At 71.6% G+C, this 17,553-nt stretch carries 17 protein-coding genes; 8 read left to right on the top strand and 9 right to left on the bottom strand.

Annotated features, from left to right (window positions below; translation table 11 throughout):
* Positions 1 to 17: 17 nt before the first annotated feature.
* Positions 18 to 953, bottom strand: coding sequence for an AEC family transporter (locus tag G555_RS0107030; protein ID WP_028708338.1), 936 nt, complete (start codon positions 951 to 953; stop codon positions 18 to 20).
* A 99-nt stretch (positions 954 to 1,052) separates the two neighbouring features.
* On the opposite strand from G555_RS0107030, the gene G555_RS0107025 reads away from it, so the two are divergent.
* The 3 genes from G555_RS0107025 (at position 1,053) to G555_RS0107015 (ending at position 4,498) form a co-directional block, all read left to right on the top strand.
* Positions 1,053 to 2,333, top strand: a complete 1,281-nt coding sequence (locus tag G555_RS0107025; RefSeq protein WP_028708337.1) for an acyltransferase family protein — start codon at positions 1,053 to 1,055, stop codon at positions 2,331 to 2,333.
* Between the two features lie 92 nt (positions 2,334 to 2,425).
* Entirely contained in the window at positions 2,426 to 2,950 is a 525-nt protein-coding gene (locus tag G555_RS0107020) for a DedA family protein (protein ID WP_245581216.1), read from the top strand.
* A gap of 90 nt (positions 2,951 to 3,040) precedes the next feature.
* The gene (locus G555_RS0107015) at positions 3,041 to 4,498 is read left to right on the top strand and encodes a heme biosynthesis HemY N-terminal domain-containing protein (protein WP_028708335.1); all 1,458 of its coding nucleotides are present in this window, start codon (positions 3,041 to 3,043) and stop codon (positions 4,496 to 4,498) included.
* A 63-nt stretch (positions 4,499 to 4,561) separates the two neighbouring features.
* On the opposite strand, the gene rsrA is transcribed toward G555_RS0107015, so the two are convergent.
* From rsrA to G555_RS0107000, 3 genes are all read right to left on the bottom strand, one after another.
* A complete protein-coding gene (gene rsrA / locus G555_RS0107010) occupies positions 4,562 to 4,816 on the bottom strand; it encodes a mycothiol system anti-sigma-R factor (protein ID WP_028708334.1) in 255 nt (84 codons plus the stop codon).
* Entirely contained in the window at positions 4,809 to 5,471 is a 663-nt protein-coding gene (locus G555_RS0107005; protein ID WP_084635107.1) for a sigma-70 family RNA polymerase sigma factor, read from the bottom strand. The genes rsrA and G555_RS0107005 overlap by 8 nt, the downstream gene beginning before the upstream one ends.
* Positions 5,472 to 5,566: 95 nt before the next feature.
* Positions 5,567 to 6,298, bottom strand: coding sequence for an SOS response-associated peptidase (locus G555_RS0107000; protein ID WP_028708332.1), 732 nt, complete (start codon positions 6,296 to 6,298; stop codon positions 5,567 to 5,569).
* 60 nt (positions 6,299 to 6,358) lie between these two features.
* Here G555_RS0107000 and G555_RS0106995 point away from each other — a divergent pair, with 60 nt between their 5' ends.
* From G555_RS0106995 to G555_RS18485, 4 genes are all read left to right on the top strand, one after another.
* Entirely contained in the window at positions 6,359 to 6,979 is a 621-nt protein-coding gene (locus G555_RS0106995) for a DoxX family protein (RefSeq protein ID WP_028708331.1), read from the top strand.
* On the top strand, positions 6,976 to 8,319 hold the full coding sequence (aroA, locus tag G555_RS23030) for a 3-phosphoshikimate 1-carboxyvinyltransferase (RefSeq protein WP_245581215.1): 1,344 nt from the start codon (positions 6,976 to 6,978) through the stop codon (positions 8,317 to 8,319). Before G555_RS0106995 ends, aroA begins: the two co-directional genes overlap by 4 nt.
* Positions 8,316 to 9,311, top strand: coding sequence for a ribosome small subunit-dependent GTPase A (gene rsgA / locus G555_RS0106985; RefSeq protein WP_051208529.1), 996 nt, complete (start codon positions 8,316 to 8,318; stop codon positions 9,309 to 9,311). Before aroA ends, rsgA begins: the two co-directional genes overlap by 4 nt.
* Positions 9,312 to 9,450: 139 nt before the next feature.
* Positions 9,451 to 10,272, top strand: coding sequence for an inositol monophosphatase family protein (locus G555_RS18485; RefSeq protein ID WP_051208528.1), 822 nt, complete (start codon positions 9,451 to 9,453; stop codon positions 10,270 to 10,272).
* 13 nt (positions 10,273 to 10,285) lie between these two features.
* Here G555_RS18485 and G555_RS0106975 read toward each other — a convergent pair whose 3' ends face one another.
* The 5 genes from G555_RS0106975 to G555_RS0106955 are packed head-to-tail and all read right to left on the bottom strand — an operon-like array spanning position 10,286 to position 15,224.
* Positions 10,286 to 11,068: an ABC transporter ATP-binding protein gene (locus G555_RS0106975; RefSeq protein ID WP_245581247.1), complete on the bottom strand. Its 783-nt coding sequence runs from the start codon at positions 11,066 to 11,068 to the stop codon at positions 10,286 to 10,288.
* 29 nt (positions 11,069 to 11,097) lie between these two features.
* Positions 11,098 to 11,937 carry an ABC transporter ATP-binding protein gene (locus tag G555_RS0106970; protein ID WP_028708327.1) on the bottom strand — a complete coding sequence of 280 codons (840 nt, stop codon included), beginning with the start codon at positions 11,935 to 11,937 and terminating at the stop codon, positions 11,098 to 11,100.
* Entirely contained in the window at positions 11,934 to 12,746 is an 813-nt protein-coding gene (locus G555_RS0106965; RefSeq protein WP_028708326.1) for an ABC transporter permease, read from the bottom strand. The genes G555_RS0106970 and G555_RS0106965 overlap by 4 nt, the downstream gene beginning before the upstream one ends.
* Positions 12,746 to 13,705 (bottom strand): ABC transporter permease, encoded by a 960-nt coding sequence (locus tag G555_RS0106960; protein WP_028708325.1) that lies wholly within the window; start codon positions 13,703 to 13,705, stop codon positions 12,746 to 12,748. Before G555_RS0106960 ends, G555_RS0106965 begins: the two co-directional genes overlap by 1 nt.
* A gap of 7 nt (positions 13,706 to 13,712) precedes the next feature.
* Positions 13,713 to 15,224: an ABC transporter substrate-binding protein gene (locus G555_RS0106955; RefSeq protein ID WP_051208527.1), complete on the bottom strand. Its 1,512-nt coding sequence runs from the start codon at positions 15,222 to 15,224 to the stop codon at positions 13,713 to 13,715.
* Between the two features lie 202 nt (positions 15,225 to 15,426).
* Between G555_RS0106955 and G555_RS0106950 the strand changes: the two genes are divergently transcribed.
* Positions 15,427 to 17,553 (top strand): S9 family peptidase, encoded by a 2,127-nt coding sequence (locus G555_RS0106950; protein ID WP_051208526.1) that lies wholly within the window; start codon positions 15,427 to 15,429, stop codon positions 17,551 to 17,553.

Raw genomic sequence — 17,553 nt, 5'->3', positions numbered from 1 at the left:
CACCCTAACCAACTGGCTCAGCGGATGACGACTGCCAGCACGATGATGACCGGAACAGACAGCAGCGTCGTCCAGAAGATCGCGTCGCGCGCCATGAGCCGGGCGAACCCGTACCGGTCCGAGATGACGAAGATGTTCTGCGCCGACGGGAGCGCGGCGGCGACGGTGACCGCCAGCACCTCCGCCGGACCGAGGGCGAAGACGAACCGGGACAGGACGAAGGCCACGGCCGGATGGAGCACGACCTTGATCGCGGTGATGCCCCACACCTGCGCGGCGTCGCCGCCCCGGCCCGGCTTCGGGTCCAGCCTCAAGGAGATCCCGAACGCGACGAGCATGGCAGGCACCGCCATCCCGCCCAGCAGGTCCAGCGGCTGCCACAGCCAGTCCGGGACGCCGACGCCCGACACGTTGACGACGAGTCCGGTCAGCGCGCCGACCGTGATGGGATTGCGCAGCGGCAGGAGAAGGTTCGTGGCGACCCGCGCCTGCCGGCCGTCGCGTCGAGCGGCCAGGAGGTCGAGGATCGTGAGGCACGTCGGCTGCAGCAGCGTGAGCTGCATCAGCAGGATCGGCGCCATCCAGGTCACGTCGCCGAGGACGTACGCGGCGATCGGCAGTCCCAGATTCCCCGCGTTCGTGTAGCAGGACGCCATCGCGCCCACGACGCGCTCACCCGCGGTCGTGCGCGGCCACCACACCTGCACGGCCACCAGGTAGGCGGCCGCTGCGACCGCCACCGACAGCGCCGACACGGCGAAGGTCATCGACAGCACGTGCCCGAGACTGGCCCGGGCCATGATCGTGAACAGCAGCGCGGGCGATGCGAGGAAGAAGGCCGCGTTCGACAACGCGACGCGTCCCGACCCGTCCAGCAGGCCGAGATGGGCGGCCAGCCACCCCGCGAAGATCACGGCGGCGATCGTGAACACGCCTGTCAGCACCGCCTGCATTCGCTCAGGGTACGAGGCGAGGGTCTGCGGCGCCCGCCCCTTCCACGGTTCGCACCGACGCGCACGACGCCGACGCGGCGACGCTAGGCTGCGGCCGAGATGAGCCAACCCGTCCTGTCAGCCACACCGCGCGTCGGCAGCGAGGACCGCAACGCGTACGTGGACTGGGCGCGGGCGGTGTCGGTGTGCGTCGTGGTCGCGTTCCACAGCCGCCTGTACACGCTGACGCGGGTCGACGGCCGTCTCGACCTGTCCATGTGGGATCCTCCCGAGTACCTGTGGATCGTGAGCTGGCCCTTGATGGCGATCCCCGTCTTCTTCCTCGCCGGCGGGTACGGCCACTCCGTCAACATGGTCAAGGCCGCCCGGCTGGGAACCGGGTACGGAGCCTTCCTCGCCGCGCGTGGGCGCCGTCTCGTCGGCCCCACGACGGCGTTCGTCGGCGTCTGCGCGCTCATCGCCTCGGTTCTCGCGCTCGTCGCCGGCGTACAGGCCATCGCACCTCTCAGCCAGGCCGGCATGAACCTCCTGTGGTTCATCACCGTGTACATGGGAGTCACCGCCGCGGCTCCGGCGATGGTCCGCCTCCAGGACCGGCACGGCGTCGCGGTCCTGATCGTCCTCGCGGCGCTGGCGGCGGGCGTGGACGCCGCCGCCGCGCTGGCCCATCAGCCCGAGTTGCGCAACCTCAACCTGGCTCCCGTCTGGCTGTTCGCCCATCAGCTCGGCATCGCCTACCACCGCGGCTGGTTCCGGACGTGGTCCGGACGGCGCCTCCTGGCGGTGGCCGCCGCCTCCCTGCTCGTGATCCTCGCCCTGGTGCAGGGACTGGGCTACCCCCCGGTGTCTGTCGGGATCGGGAGCATCCCGATCGCGAACGTCCTGCCACCGACCTTCGCAATGGTGCCGCTCGCGCTGGCGCAGGCGTGTGCCCTGGCCGCGTTCGAGAAGAAGGCCCCCCGGTGGGCCCTCTCGCCACGCGCCCGCCGTCCCGTCGTGGCGATCAACGCCCTGCTCATGACGATCTACCTGTGGCATGTGCCGTGCATCGTGGTCGTCAACGGACTCGCGTGGCTCAGCGGCGTCGCGGACCGGCTGCCGCCGTCCGCCCTGCACGTCGTCGTATCCGTGACCTCGCTGCTGCTCGTCGCGGTCGTCGTCCCCCTCATGGGACGCCTCGACCTCGCCATGGTGCCGCCGCTCGGGGCGCGGCAGTCGACGGGGCTGGCCGTCCTGGCCACCGCCGTGTCCACCCTCGGCGTGGCGCTCGTGTGGCGCACCGGCGTCGTCGTCCATCCCGCGGCTCCGTGGTCGACCCTCGGCGTCCTCACCGTGGGCGTCGGGTGGGTGCTGATGCGCCGGGCCGCGCGCGCCGGGTGAACAGTCCGCCGGGCTAGACTGCGTGCGCAGACCCGCCGGACGAGGCCGAGAGGCCGCACGGCAGGGCCGGGACGCCAGGACGGAGGTGAGCCGTGATCGCCGATCCGCGGACGTGGCCGGTGCCGTACCCCGTCGTCGTCGCCGCCCTGTTCGTCATCGTCATGCTGCGCGCCAACGCGACCTACTGGCTCGGACGGGCTGCGGCCGCCGGCACCGAACGCTCCCGTGCGGGCAGGCTGATGCACGCCCCGGGCTACGCCCGTGCCGTTGCATCCCTGAACCGCTGGGGTCCCCCGGTCGTCTCCTTCTCGTTTCTCACAGTCGGCTTCCAGACGCTCGTCAACCTCGCCGCGGGGGCGATGCGGATGTCCCTGCGCCGGTATCTGCCCGCCGTGACGATCGGCTGCATCATGTGGGCCTTCCTCTACGCCACCGTCGGGTTCGCCGGCTTCGGCGCCGTCGCACTGCTGTACCAGCGCAGCCCCGTCCTCGCGGGCGTCGTCGGCGCCGTCGCCGTGGGCGCCCTCATCACCTACATCGCCGTCTCCTTCCGCCGCCGCGTTCATGGCTCCGGTGACGACCCGGACCGGGCCGTGCCCGAGCCGACCGACGCCTGACGTCCCGGATCCGAACGCCTGCGGGCTCCACAGGGACCTGTGTGTTCGGTAAAGTGCCGTGAACGACCGTGCCACTAGCGGAGGAGAACCATGGGTCAGGATCCCTTCACCCCCCAGCCCGACCGGCAGCAGCCGTTCGATCCGAACCGCGGCACCCCGCAGTCCGGTGGCACCCCGGGCGGGCCGCCCGGCTACCCGCAGGCGGGTGGGGTCCCCGTTCCTCCCGGCGCCGCACCTGGATCCCAGCCCGGTCCCGCCTCCCCCGTCTCGCAGCCGCCGGCCGCCGCCCCGCAGAGCCCCTACACGGCCCCGGGCTACACCGCACAGCCGGGCTACACCGCACAGCCGGGCTACACCGCACAGCCGGGCTACACCGCACAGCCGGGATACCCCGAGGCACCCGGGCCGTACGCGGCACCTCAGACGCCAGGGCCGGCGCAGACGGCTCCGACACAGGCCTTCCCCACAGGTGCCGGTGGGTTCGGGGCGCCGCCCGGGCAGGGCCCCGCAGCCGGAGCCGCCTACGCGGGTCCGGGCGTCCCGCCCGCCGCCCCGCCGCCGCAGAAGAAGGGTGGCAAGGGCCTGCTCATCGGCCTCATCGCCGGAGGTGCCGCGCTCCTCCTCGTGATCGCCCTGGTCATCGTCTTCGTCTTCGCGCTGGGCGGGCGCGACAACGCGTCGACCGAGCCCACCAAGGCCGCGACCGCGCATGCGGCGCTCCAGGGCTACCTGGACGCTCTCGCCGCGGGAGACGCCACCAAGGCCAAGGAGTACGCCCTCAACGCGCCCGCGGAGTCCCCTCTGCTCACGGACGACTTCCTGAAGGCCGCGATCGCGAAGCATCCGATCACCGAGATCGAGGTCGTGGAATCGAGCGAGTACGGCGAGTCGGAATACCTCACCGCGAACTACGCGGTCGGCGGCACCACGGTCCAGGCCAACTACCGCCTGTCCAAGGTCGGCGGCGTGTGGAAGCTCGACGAGGTCGTCGCGACCGATGACCGCCCGCGGGCGTGGGGCGACCTCGATGTGAAGATCAACGGCACCTCTGTGCCGGACGACGGCGTGGCCCTGTTCCCCGGAGTCTACGAACTGACGACGGGCACGTCGCTCATCGAGTTCGACGGCGGCGACACCTTCACGGTGGGCGAGCCCTCGACGTACATCACCGACCTGTCCACGGCGACGCCCACGCTCAGCGACGCCGGGGAGAAGGCCATGATCTCCGCGTCGCAGGAGTGGCTCAAGAAGTGCCTCGCCCAGGAGAGCCTCACGCCGGCGAACTGCGCGATGTCGTCCCGGCTGCCGAGCGGCATCACCATGAAGGCCGGCACGCTGAAGCGCACGGTGAGCACGTCCGGGACGCCCTTCTCCGGCGCGACCCCGCGACTGACCTACGGCGATCCCACCACGGTGACGATGTCGAGCTACATCTCGATCAAGGTCTCCCTCACCGCCACGAACGGCAACACCTACACGGGGCCGGCTTCGGTGTCCCAGGCCGTCGGCACGATCGCCGGCGAGAAGCTCACGGTCGTGTTCAAGTAACCGGCCGACGAACGCCCCGGAGCCAGGATGGCTCCGGGGCGTTCGTGTCCGGTCGAGACCGGCTCAGATCTGCCAGTACCAGGAACGCGAGACCGTGATCTGGGTCACCACACGGGCTCGCAGCGTCTCGGGCGCGCGCACCGCGCAGCAGCAACGCTGCAGGATCCGGCGCAGCGCCGCGCGCACCTCGAGGTCGTCCATGCACGGCTCGCACGCCGCGACATGGGCGCGGATCACGTCCGCGTCGGCGGCTTCGACCTCGCCGTCCAAGAACGCGTTGAGGCTCCGTTTCACCTCGTCGCAGGGAAGGTCACTCATCTCCGCCCCGCCTCCCGATGCCCAGCTCGGCAGCGTAGCCCGCCAGGAGCTTTCGCAACTGCGCGCGGCCACGACTGAGGCGCGACATCACGGTGCCGATCGGCGTGTCCATGATCTCGGCGATCTCCTTGTAGGAGAAACCGTCCACGTCGGCCAGGTACACGGCGAGGCGGAAGTCCTCCGGCAACTGGGCCAGCGCATCGGTCACCATCGAGTCGGGCATGCGCTCCAGGGCCTCCATCTCGGCCGATCGCAGACCGGACGAGGTGTGGCTCTCGGCCCGCGCGAGCTGCCAGTCCTCGATGTCCTCCCCGCTCGACCGCTGCGGCTGCCGCTGCGCCTTGCGGAAGGAGTTGATATAGGTGTTGGTGAGAATCCGGTACAGCCAGGCCTTGAGGTTCGTGCCCGGACGGAACTGGTGGAAGGCGGAGAACGCCTTCGCGAACGTGTCCTGGACGAGGTCCTCGGCGTCGCTGGGATTGCGGGTCATCCGCAAGGCGGCCCCGTACAGCTGATCGAGGAACGGCAACGCGTCGCGCTCGAACCGCGCCGCGCGCTCGTCGGTGGTCTCCAGCGCCGGGTCGGGCAGGTCGACGGGCTCAAGCGCGACCGCGTGGGTCGCGACGGGCTGCGTGTCGGTCTCAGGGACAGTCATCGTGTCCGAGCCTAGCGCGACGGACGTCAGCACCAACGGCTCACGTTCCATTGTCATTGCGCTCACGGTGCGTTCAACGCCTGCCCGGGGAGGGGTTATTCCCGTCCGGTCAGCGGCTCGACGAGCTCGGGCCCGTTCGTGCCGACCCGGTTCACCAGCGGGGCGACCTCGTAGGCGACGATATCCGCGCCCGGCTCGGCGTTGACCATCCCCACGGCGATCCTGCCCGCGACGTCGGGCGCCAGCCAGTCGCCCCAGCGATCCGGCGGCACGGTCACCGGCATGCGGTCGTGGACGTGACCGATGCTGTCGGCGGCCCGCGTCGTGATGATGGCGCAGGTCCGCAGCCACTGGTCGCCGGCACCGGCCGCCGGGTCGCGCCAGAACTCGTACAGCCCCGCCATCACGAACAGGCCGCCCGATCCGGGTCGCAGGAACACGGGCTGCTTGCGCGTCCGTCCCGTTGCGCGATCGGTGACCGTGTACCACTCGTAATACCCCAGGGCGGGGAGCAGGCACCGTCGCACATCGAGGGCACGGCGGAACGACGGCTTGTCGGCCACCGATTCCAGCCGTGCGTTGATGAGACGCGCACCCCCGGTGGAGGCGGTGGCCCACGAGGGCACGAGTCCCCAGCGCAGCGCGGTCAGCTGGCGCTGACGCCCCTGCCCGGCACCGTCCCTCGCCGGTCGCGTCCACACGGCGGGCACCGGGTCGGTCGGGGCGATGTTGTAGTTCGGCGGCGGCGGCGCGTCGAGGACCGCATCGAGACCGAACAGGTCCACCAGGGTGCCCTCGGAGGCGACGGCCGCATATCTTCCACACACAGGTGCACCGTATCCGGCTCGCGGGTGGTACGGATCCCCGCGAACGGGTAGGAATGGGTCATGACGTTTCTTCGCGCCACAGCACGCACCATGCTTGCCAGCTTCTTCGTCGTCACCGGGGTGAACGCGATCCGCAAACCCGATGCCTACGTCGCCGAGGTCGATCCTGTCGCGAAGCGGGCCCTCCCCCTGGCCCAGCGGGTCGTCCCACCGGCCGCAGCGGTGCATCTCCCCGCCGACACCCGGACCTGGGTCCGAGTGTTCGCCGGCGCGCAGGTCGCAGGCGGAGTGATGCTCGCCTCGGGAGTCGGGCGCCGCGTGGGGGCCGGCATCCTCACCGGAACGATGCTCCCGCAGGTCGCAGCGACCAACCCGTTCACGGCGCCGGACGGACAGCGGCGCGAGGTGGCGTCCCACCTGTTGCGCAACGTCGCCCTGCTGGGGGGCGTTCTGCTCGCGACGCTGGACACGGAGGGCAAGCCGGGCCTGGCGTGGCGGCTCGGAGACGCGCGCAAGGACGTCGCGGGCGAGATCGACGACGCGAGCCGGAAGGCGTCCGCAGCGGTCGAGAAGGCGGGCGACGCCGCGCGGAAGGCCGGCAAGAAGGCCGTCAAGGCCGGCCGCTCGGCCACGCGCGAGGCGAAGCGGGCGGGCAAGCGGGTTCAGGAAACGCTGAGTTGAGCCCGGGTCTCCTCGACTGGCTCAGCCGCCGCACCGGGCCCGTCGGCGCGGTGCCGTGGACCGCACCCACCGCCTCGGCGCCGATCACCCGTGCCGTCCGCACCCCCGGATCCAAGTCGGCCACGAACCGTGCCCTCGTCCTCGCCGCACTCGCCGACGGGCCGAGCCTCATCGGCGGCGCGCTCGACTCCCGGGACACCTCGCTCATGCTCGACGGCCTGCGCACCCTCGGCGTCGAGACCGACGTCGAGCGCCACCCGCGCTACGACACCCTCGACAGGCTCCGCATCACGCCGCCGCCCGCGTTCACCGGCGGCGGCGATGTCGACTGCGGGCTGGCCGGGACAGTCATGCGGTTCGTGCCGCCCGTGGCCGGTCTCGCCGCCGGGACGACCCGTTTCCACGGCGACCGGGCCGCCGAGTCGCGGCCGCTGGAACCGCTCCTGCGCGCCCTCGGCTCCCTCGGCGTGCGCATCGACCCGACGCTCGGGCTCCCGTTCAGCCTGACGTCCGACGGAACGCTGCACGGCGGCCAGGTGGAGATCGACTCGTCGGCGTCGAGCCAGTTCGTCTCGGGTCTGCTGATGATCGGCGCCCGCTGCGAGTCGGGCCTCACGATCCGTCATGTCGGTGCGCCGGTCCCGTCCCGGCCGCACCTGTCCATGACGCTGACCATGCTGCAGGACCGCGGCGTGGACGCGGCCGAGACCCAGCCCGATGTGTGGCGGGTGGAACCGGGCGCTGTCGGGGCGATGGACGAGTGGATCGAGCCCGACCTGACCAACCTGGCCACCTTCATGGCCGCGGTCGGCATCACCGGCGGGCATGCGGTCTTCGCCTGGCCCGACGCCTCGACCCAGCCCGGAGAGCAGATCCTCGCGGCGCTGCAGGCGTTCGGAATCACCGCCGCGTATCGGCACGGGGCGTCGGGAGCCGAATCCACGGTCGCCGTGTCCGCCGACCGGATCGTCGGGGCCGACATCGACCTGCACGACGTGTCCGAGCTCACCTGCACCGCTGCCGCCCTGGCCGCCGTGGCCACCGGTCCGAGCAGGATCCGGGGCGTTGCGCACATCCGCGGGCACGAGACCGACCGGCTCGCCGCCCTCGAGGAGGGACTCTCGGGGCTCGGATGCGCCGTTGCGCAGACCGACGACGGACTGACCATCGAACCCCGCAGGCTCCGCGGCGGGCTGTTCCGCACACATGCCGACCATCGCCTGGCGCACGCGGCGGCGCTCGTCGGGCTCGTCACCCATGGCGTGGTGCTGGACGACGTCGCGTGCACGTCGAAGACGATGCCCGATTTCGTGGCCCTGTGGGAAGGGATGCTGTCGTGAGCCTGCGAGCCGGCATCCGCGCCGACGAGCAGGAGGGGTTCGGCCGTCCCGCGCGGCGCAGCCGGCCACGGACCAAGGACCGCCCGGACTACTCGTCCGCCGAGGTCGGCACCGTCTTCACGGTCGATCGGGGCCGGTACCGCTGCGACCTCGGCGACCGGATCGTGAGCGCCACGAAGGCACGCGCGCTCGGGAGGGGCGGTGTGATCGTCGGCGACCGCGTCCGCCTCGTCGGCGACACGTCCGGGAGCGAGGGCACGATGGCACGCATCGTCGAGGTGCTGCCGCGCGACACCGTCCTGCGCCGAACTGCCGACGACGACGACCCGTACGAACGGCCCGTCGTCGCCAACGCCGACCAGTTGCTCGTCGTGACGGCCCTCACCGACCCGCCGCCGCGGCCGGGCATGATCGATCGCATCCTCGTCGCCGCCTACGACGCGGGCATCGCACCCGTGCTCTGCCTGACGAAGGCCGACCTCGCCTCGCCCGGGGAGCTGATCGATCTGTACGGCCCGCTCGACCTGCCGATCCTCGTCACCGAGCCCGAGGCCGACCTGACCGCGGTCCGCGAGGTGCTGGCGGGCCACCGCACGGTCCTCGTCGGCCATTCCGGTGTCGGCAAGTCGACGCTCGTCAACCTCCTCATCCCCGGACTGGACCGCCCGGTGGGCGAGGTCAACGAAGTGACCGGGCGGGGCAGGCACACGTCGACCTCGGCCATCGCGCTCCGCCTGCCGTCTCCGGGAGGGATCGTCATCGACACTCCCGGCGTTCGGTCGTTCGGGCTCAGCCATGTCACTCCCGACGCCTTCCTGCGGGCGTTCTCCGATCTCGCGCCCTACACGGAGGACTGCCCGCGCGGTTGCGACCATTCGTCCTCGGCCCCCGAGTGCGGTCTGGACGACGCTGTGGCCGTGGGTCTCGTGCCGGCCGCCCGGCTCGATTCGTTCCGCCGTCTCGAACGCGCCTTCACCACGCCCGCGACCTGACGCGCTTCCCTCCGACCGGGGCCACAGATCTTCGCCGCGGCCCGGCCCGCGCCGCCGGCCGATGCCGAACCCGCACGACCCTGCTGCCGCAGGACGGCCCCGCCGCCCTGATACGGAGAGTGACCGCTAGCCTTCACCTATGCCCGACAGCTACACCGACGACCTCCGGCTGGCCCACGTCCTGGCCGACACGGCCGACTCGATCACCCGCGACCGATTCAAGTCCCTCGATCTGCGGGTGGAGAGCAAACCCGACCTCACCCCGGTCACCGACGCCGACATCGCGGTCGAGGACGCCATCCGGGCCTCGCTGAAACGGGCCCGGCCGCGCGATGCGGTCCACGGCGAGGAGCGGGACGACACCGGCTGGGGGCCGCGTCGCTGGGTCATCGACCCCATCGACGGCACGAAGAACTTCGTCCGCGGCGTCCCCGTCTGGGCGACTCTCATCGCGCTCATGCACGGCGACGAGGTCGTCGCCGGCGTCGTGTCGGCGCCGGCGCTGGGCCGGCGCTGGTGGGCCTCGAAGGACGACGGGGCGTTCGCCGGGACGTCCTTGCTGAACGGCACCCGCATCCGGGTGTCAGGAGTCTCCCAACTGTCCGACGCATCCCTGTCGTACTCGTCCATCGGCGGGTGGATCACCTCCGGGCACGGCCAGGCGTTCGTCGACCTGATGCGCGAGTGCTGGCGCACCCGCGCGTACGGCGACTTCTGGTCCTACGTCCTCCTCGCCGAGGGCGCCGTCGACATCGCGACCGAGCCCGAGCTCGCACTCCACGACATGGCCGCCCTCGACATCATCGTGCGCGAGGCCGGCGGGCGGTTCTCCAATGTGGCCGGGCGGCCCGGGCCCGTCGGGCCGGGGGCGCTCGCGACCAACGGCAACCTGCACGATGTCGCGGTCGAGTGGCTGAACCCCACCTACGAGGACACCGCGGAGGTGCCGACCCTGTCCTGACGCCGCCGGTCCGTCACGACCGCAGCCGCGGCACGGCCGCCAGCAGTGCGGCCGTGTACGGATCACGCGGCCGGTCGTACACCTCCTCCATCGAGCCCTGCTCGACGATGACCCCGTCCTTCATCACGACGACCGTGTCGCACAGCAGCCGGACGACCGCGAGGTCGTGCGAGACGAAGACGAGGGTGAGTCCACGGGCGCGGACGAGGTCGGCCAGCAGGTTGAGGACGTGGGCGCGCACCGCGACGTCCAGGGCCGAGACCGGTTCGTCGGCGATGAGCACCTCGGGATCGGGAGCGAGCGCGCGCGCGATGGCGACCCGCTGCCGCTGCCCGCCGGACAGCTCGTGGGGGTAGCGGTGCGCGAGTTCCGGAGCGAGCCCCACACCGGCCAGCACCTCCTGCAGGCGGTCGGCCGACGGGGACGGGACGTCGCCGCGGTGCCGCAGCCGACGGCTGCGCAGGGGCTCGGTGACGATCCGGCCCACGGTCATGCGCGGATCGAGAGACGAGCGCGGATCCTGGAACACGAGCTGGACGCTGCTGCGCAGGTCGGCGAGACCCCGTTCGGGCACACCGCTGGTCCGCCGCCCCCGGAACAACGTCTCACCCGACGTGGGACGGTCGAGCGCCGCGAGGAGGCGGACGAGGGTCGACTTCCCGGACCCGGACTCCCCCACGATCCCGATCCGGGCGCCGGGCGGAACGGCCAGGTCGACCCGGCGCAACGCGTCGACCCGGCGCCGGCCGTCCCCATAGCGGCGCGTGACCCCGCGCGCCTCCAGCAGCGCCGTCACGGGTGCGACGGGGGATCGCGATGCGGGATTCACCGGAAGTCCTCACGTCGGAAGTAATCCTCGATGGTGGGCAGCCTCTCCCCCGGCGTCACCAGGTCGAGCCGGGCGGTGGCCACGAGTCCCTGCGTGTACGGATGCCGTGGTGCCGCGAAGATCTGGGACACCGGCCCGCTCTCGACAACGTCACCGTCGAGCATCACCATGGCATGGCTGCAGACGCGGGACACGACCGCGAGATCGTGGCTGATGAACAGGCACGCCGCTCCGGACTCGCCGAGGATCTCATCGAGGAGGTCGAGCACCCGCGCCTGCACGGTGACATCCAGCGCCGTCGTGGGCTCGTCGCAGATGATGAGCCCCGGCCGGTTGAACACCGCCATGGCCAGCACGACCCGCTGCCGCTGGCCGCCCGAGAGCTGGTGCGGATAGGCGTCCGCGATCCGCTCGGGGTCGACGAAGCCGACCCGCGTCAGCAACTGGAGGACGTTCGTGCGCGTGTCCCCGCGCGTGGCGCGGCCCCGGAGCAGCGCCACCTCGGCGACCTGCCGCCCGACCCGCATCGTGGGATCGAGAGCGGTCATCGGCTCCTGGAACACCATGCCCATCGCGACACCGCGGAGGTCGCTGAACTGCGCGTCGGGAAGCCCGACGAGTTCGCGGCCGTCCAGACGCACGGAGCCGGACACCCGCGCCGTCTCGGGGAGCAGCCCCATCACCGCGAGAGCGGTGACGGTCTTGCCCGACCCGGACTCCCCGATCAGGCCGAGTCGCTGCCCTGCCTGCAGCGAGAACGACACGCCGCGAAGTGCGGGGGCGCGGTGACGGCCGAACTCCACCCGCAGGTCGGCGACGTCCAGGAGTCCGTTCATGAGATGTCCCGCAGACGTGGATCCAGTTGGTCGCGCAGTCCGTCGCCGAGCAGATTGAACCCGAGCACGGCTGCGGCGATCGCCAGGCCCGGCCACAGCGCCTGCTCGGGATTGCTGAAGATCACGTTCTGGGCGTCCCGCAGCATCCGACCCCAGGTCGGGGCGGGCGGTGGGGTCGCCAGCCCGAGGTAGCTCAGGCCGGCCTCGGCGAGGATCGCCATGCCGAACGAGGCGGACGCCTGGACCCAGATGACCGCGGCGATGTTGGGCAGGACGTGGGTGACGGCGGCGGCCAGAGGCGAGGTTCCGGCCGCTCGCGCGGCCAGCATGTAGTCGGAGCTCATCACCTGCAACGTCGCCGCCCTGGCGACCCGTGCGAAGGCAGGGACGCTGGCGACCCCGATCGCGACCGCGGCCGTCATCGTCGACGCCCCGACCGCCGCTGCGAGGAGGATCGCCAGCAACAGGGCCGGGAACGCGTACAGGATGTCGGCGCCCCGCATGATCAGGTCCGACAGCCACCGGTGGCTCATCGCGGCCGCCACGCCCAGCGGAACGCCGACCAGCAGCGCCAGGCCGACGGCGACCACGCCGACCTGGACGACGACGCGGGCTCCCGCCATGATCCGTGAGAACACGTCGATCCCGAACGCGTCCGTGCCGAGGATGTGGGGCCAGCCGGGCGGCTGCAATCGCTCCCCGGGGACGACGAGGGTCGGGTCGAACGGCGTCCAGGCCAGCGACACCAGGCCGAGGAGGATCACCCCGGCGACCAGGACGGTGCCGAGGACGAGGTTGATCCAGCGCATCACCGCAGGTCCCCCGTTCGCACGCGGGGGTCGAGCACCTGGTACGACACGTCCACGAGCGCGTTGATGACGAGCACCGTGACCACCAGCAGCATGACCGTCCCCTGCACGACCTGAAGATCCCGCTGCCCCACCGCGGTGAGCAGCAGCGACCCGAGCCCGGGCAGCGTGAAGACCGATTCGATGACGATCGCGCCCACCACCGTGGCCGCCAGTTGCAGCCCCAGGACCGTGAGGACCGAGAGGGCGACGTTCCGCAGCCCGTGCCGCAGCAACCCCGGTATGCGACGCCAGCCGATGGCGCGCGCGGTGCGGAAATAGTCCTCGGTGAGCACCTCGACGAAAGCCGACCGGACGTAGCGGGTCAGCATGGCCGCCTGGACGATCGTCAGCGAGGCGACGGGCAGCACGAGATGGGATGCCCAGCCCGCCGGGTCCGCGGCGAACGCGACGTACCCGTTGGCCGGGAGCCAGCCGAGCCTGATCGAGAACACCGAGACGAGCATCAGGCCTGTCCAGAACGCCGGAATCGCCATTCCGACCTGCGACGCCGCCGTGGCGACGAATCCCTGCCAGTGGCGCCGCCACACGGCGGCGACCAGGCCGAGGGGCAGCGCAACGAGCGGGGTGAGCAGGAGCGCGAGTCCGATCAGCCAGGCGCTCACGGCGACCCGCGGCCAGATCAGGTCGCCCACGGGGACCCCGGTCAGGTACGACGACCCGAAGTCGCCGCTGAGCATCCCGCCGACCCATGCCGCGTAGCGGACGAGGAAGGGCCGGTCCAGCCCGAGCCGCTGCCGCAGCGCGTCCACCGCCTCGGGTGTCGCCTGCTCCCCGAGGATCTGCTGCGCCACGTCGCCCGGCAGCGCCTGGCAGACGGCGAAGACCACGAAGGAGGCCACCAGCAGGCTGCCCACGAGCACCGCCAGCCGGACGGCGACCGCGCGCACCGTCGCCACGGACGTCCTACCTGGACGCGATCGTCGTCACGTCGAAGCTGAGGGAGGTCGCGTTCTGCGGAACCCCGGTGATCCCCGCACGGGTCACCACCAGGTTGGGCAGGGCGAACAGCCAGTCGGCGGCGACATCGGTCGCGAGGAGCTTCACCGCCTGTTTCATGAGCGGCAGCTCCTGGGCGGACGAGGCCTCATCGGCCTGCTGGACGAGCTTCTGGAATGTCGCGTTGTCGTAGTGCCAGTAGTACGAGGGGTCGGCGAAGGTGAAGACGTCCCGCGCCTCGACGTGCGACACGATCGTGAGGTCATAGTCGCCCTTGGTGAAGACGTCGCTGTACCACACCCCGAACTGCAGCTCCTGGATGGTGACCGTGATGCCGACCTGCTTCAGGGAACTGGCGACGAACTCGGCCGACTTGCGCGCGTACGCGGTCGCCGGCACACGCAGCCGCAGGCTGAGCCCCGATGCATACCCCGCCTCGGAGAGCAGCTTCTTCGCTTTGGCCTGGTCGTACGGGTTCACCCCGGTGAGATCCTCGTACCACGGGTCGGTGGGGACCGACATCGAGCCGATCAGCGTCCCCTCCCCGTTCCACACGGTCTCCAACAGCGCCTTCTTGTCGATCGCTGCCGCGATGGCCTGCCGCACCTTGAGGTTGGACAGCGCCGCCACGTCATGGTTCATGCCGAGCACGACCTCACCGTTGGTGGTCCCGCGGATCACGGAGTACTTCGAGGTGTCGGAGAACTGCGACACCGCCTCCGGGGCCTGCAGGTTGCTGATGATGTCGAGCTGCCCGGAGAGCATCGCCGCGTTCATCGCGTTGGCGTCGCTGAAGTAGCGGAAGACCACCTTGTCGTAGCGTGGCGGGGTCCCCCAGTACGACTTGTTGAGCTTCAAGGTGATGGAGTCGCCGCGTGTCCAGGAGTCCAGCACGTACGGGCCGGAGCCGGCGGGCTGCGTGGCCAGGCCCGACAGCCCGTCGGGATCGATCACGATGCCCGCGGAGGACGCCATGTTGAACAGCCAGTTGTTGCTCGGACGCGACAGCGTCACCTGGAGCGTGTGGGTGTCGACCGCCGTCGCGCTGTCGACGACCTCCATCTGGTTCGCCCAGACCGACACGGTGTCGGCATCCTTGATGCGCTCGATGCTCTTCGCGGCGGCCTCGGCGGTCACCGCCGTGCCGCTGGCGAACTTCGCGGCCGGGTCGAGATGGAAGGTGTAGGTGAGCAGGTCGGTGCTGATGTCCCAGCGCTGGGCCAGCAGCGGCTGCAGGTTGCCCGCGTTGTCGAGTCGGACGAGCGTCTGGTACGTGTTGTACAGCAGAAGCTGAGGAATACTCGCCGAGCTGTTCGTCGTCGGGTCGAGCGACGGTGGTTCGAGTGTCGCACCCACGGTGAGCGTCTTCTCGGCGCTCGTCGGGGACGCGGCGGGTGAACAGCCTGTCAGCACCAGTGCCAGCGCGGCCGCCACGGCCACCATCAAGCCGGGCAGACGCCCGGTGGCCAGCTTCCCCATGCACCCTCCTCAAGGGCACGGCCCGGAGCCCGGACCGACGTCGGCACAGAGTCTACCGGCGGCAGGCACGAACGCCGGGCGCCTCGCGGCGGCGGCGACCCGCCCGTGGCCCGCGCGACGAGAACACGCACCGACACGTGCCGGCCGAGTGCCCGTTCTCGCCCCGCCCGCCGCGACGGGGCGGCACATGCTAAACAGGACCATGGCCTTTCACACCCCCGACGCCGCGGGACCCGTTCCCCTCTCCGACCTCGAGGGCTACGTGGCCCTCCCCCGGCTCACCGGCCTCGCCCTCTCCCCGGATGGATCCCGGTTGGCCGTGGCGGTCCAGGCGCCGGACGACGACCGCACCGCGTACGCGACGTCGCTGTGGGCGGTCGACCCGGCCGGCGTCGCGCCGTCCCGCCGCCTGACCCGCGGGGCGAAGGGCGAGTCCTCGCCCGTGTTCACGTCGGCCGGAGACCTCCTGTTCGTCGCGACGCGCCCCGTGGACGGCCAGGACGACCCCGCCGCCCAGGTGTGGCGACTGCCGGCCTCCGGAGGAGAGGCGCACGTCCTCGCACGACGTCCCGCCGGGATCGCCGCGGTCCGGGCGGCGTCCCGCACGGAGACGGTGGTGGTCACCGCCGACACGCTGCCGCGCGCGGCGGACGAGACCGCCGAACGGGAGTTGCGCCGGCGCCGGCGCGAGTCGAGGACGTCGGCGATCCTGCACACCGGGTACCCGGTGCGCGACTGGGACCACGAACTCGGCCCGGGCTACCCGCGGGTGTTCGTCATCGAGGGCGATCCGCCTCCGCCCGCCGCCGAAGATCGCCCGCACCGGCGATCCGGGCTGAGCGATCCCGAGCCCGTCCGCGGCACGCGCGACCTCACACCCGACGCGGGAGCCGCCCTGGAAGACGTCGTCGTGGCGCCCGACGGCACCTTCGTCGTGGCCGTGTGGGTCGTCCCCGAGGACCACGCAGGCCGGCGTGCCACCCTGGTGCGGATCGATACTGCGACCGGCGCCCGAACCACGTTGTACGACGAGGGACCCGGAGGCGGATATGCCGGGTCGCCCGTCGTCGGCCCGGACGGCCACTGGGTCGCCTTCACCCGTGAGACCCGGGCCACGGGCTCGACGGCCCCCCGCCGGTCGTTGTGGATCGCGCGCAGCGATGGAGCGGCAGCACGCGAGCTCGCTCCCGGGTGGGACCGCTGGCCCACGCCGGCCGGCTGGCTGCCCGACGGCTCCGCCGTCGTGGCGGTCGCCGACGATCACGGTGACAGCCCGGTGTTTCTCGTGCCCGTCGCTCCGACGACGAGCGGCGCGGATGTCGTCCGGCTGACCGGCGACGGCGTGTTCACCGATGTCGCGGTCGCCCCCGACGGGCGGTCGCTGTACGCCCTGCACGCGCGCCGCGAGCATCCCGCCGAGCCCGTCCGCATCGACCTGGGACCGACCCGGGCAACGGCCTCGGTCGTGCCGCTGCGCGGGCCTGCTCCTCGCCCCGGCCTGCCGGGACGCGCCGAGTCGGTGTCCGTCACCGTCGCCGATCCCGACGGGGCCCGGTGCGAGGTTCACGGATGGCTGGCGTTGCCCGAGGGGGCCTCCGTGACGGCACCGGCGCCGCTCCTGCTGTGGGTGCACGGCGGGCCCCTGAGCTCCTGGGGCGCGTGGAGCTGGCGCTGGAACCCGTGGCTCATGGTCGCGCAGGGGTATGCGGTGCTGCTGCCCGATCCGGCCCTGTCCACGGGGTACGGGCAGGCGTTCGTCCAGCGCGGATGGGGACAGTGGGGGCAGGCGCCGTTCACCGACCTCATGACGATCACCGACGCGGTCGCAGCGCGCCCCGACATCGACGCGACACGGACGGCCGCGATGGGAGCGAGCTTCGGCGGATACATGGCGAACTGGATCGCGGGCCACACCGACCGCTTCCGGGCGATCGTCACCCACGCGGGCCTGTGGGCGCTGGACCAGTTCGGCCCGACGACCGACACCGCGTCGTACTGGCGCCAGGAGATGACCCCCGAGATGGCGCACGCGAACTCGCCGCACCGGTTCGTGGCGGACATCCGGACGCCCATGCTGGTCGTCCACGGAGACCACGACTACCGCGTCCCGGTCGGCGAAGGGCTGCGGCTGTGGTACGAGCTGCTCTCGGCGTCCGGGCTCCCCGCCGACGAGAGCGGACGGAGCCCGCACCGCTTCTTGTCCTTCCCCGATGAGAACCACTGGGTGCTCGCCCCGCAGCACGCCGCCGTCTGGTACGAGACCATCGGTGCCTTCCTCGCCCGGCACGTCCTGGACGAGGACCGGGACGACCCTGAGATCCTGGGCTGA

It is taken from the genome of Propionicicella superfundia DSM 22317 (genome assembly GCF_000423465.1).
Lineage (GTDB): Bacteria > Actinomycetota > Actinomycetes > Propionibacteriales > Propionibacteriaceae > Propionicicella > Propionicicella superfundia.
The sequence above is the reverse complement of the archived record's forward strand: the minus strand, read 5'-3'. Positions and strand labels throughout refer to the sequence as shown.

Bases quoted from the DNA above. Each gene is read 5' to 3' on its own strand.
- G555_RS0107030 (WP_028708338.1), bottom strand. From the start codon at position 953: ATGCAGGCGGTGCTGACAGGCGTGTTCACGATCGCCGCCGTGATCTTC.
- G555_RS0107025 (WP_028708337.1), top strand. From the start codon at position 1,053: ATGAGCCAACCCGTCCTGTCAGCCACACCGCGCGTCGGCAGCGAGGAC.
- G555_RS0107015 (WP_028708335.1), top strand. From the start codon at position 3,041: ATGGGTCAGGATCCCTTCACCCCCCAGCCCGACCGGCAGCAGCCGTTC.
- rsrA (WP_028708334.1), bottom strand. From the start codon at position 4,816: ATGAGTGACCTTCCCTGCGACGAGGTGAAACGGAGCCTCAACGCGTTC.
- G555_RS0107005 (WP_084635107.1), bottom strand. From the start codon at position 5,471: ATGACTGTCCCTGAGACCGACACGCAGCCCGTCGCGACCCACGCGGTC.
- G555_RS0106995 (WP_028708331.1), top strand. From the start codon at position 6,359: ATGACGTTTCTTCGCGCCACAGCACGCACCATGCTTGCCAGCTTCTTC.
- G555_RS18485 (WP_051208528.1), top strand. From the start codon at position 9,451: ATGCCCGACAGCTACACCGACGACCTCCGGCTGGCCCACGTCCTGGCC.
- G555_RS0106970 (WP_028708327.1), bottom strand. From the start codon at position 11,937: ATGAACGGACTCCTGGACGTCGCCGACCTGCGGGTGGAGTTCGGCCGT.
- G555_RS0106965 (WP_028708326.1), bottom strand. From the start codon at position 12,746: ATGCGCTGGATCAACCTCGTCCTCGGCACCGTCCTGGTCGCCGGGGTG.
- G555_RS0106955 (WP_051208527.1), bottom strand. From the start codon at position 15,224: ATGGGGAAGCTGGCCACCGGGCGTCTGCCCGGCTTGATGGTGGCCGTG.
- G555_RS0106950 (WP_051208526.1), top strand. From the start codon at position 15,427: ATGGCCTTTCACACCCCCGACGCCGCGGGACCCGTTCCCCTCTCCGAC.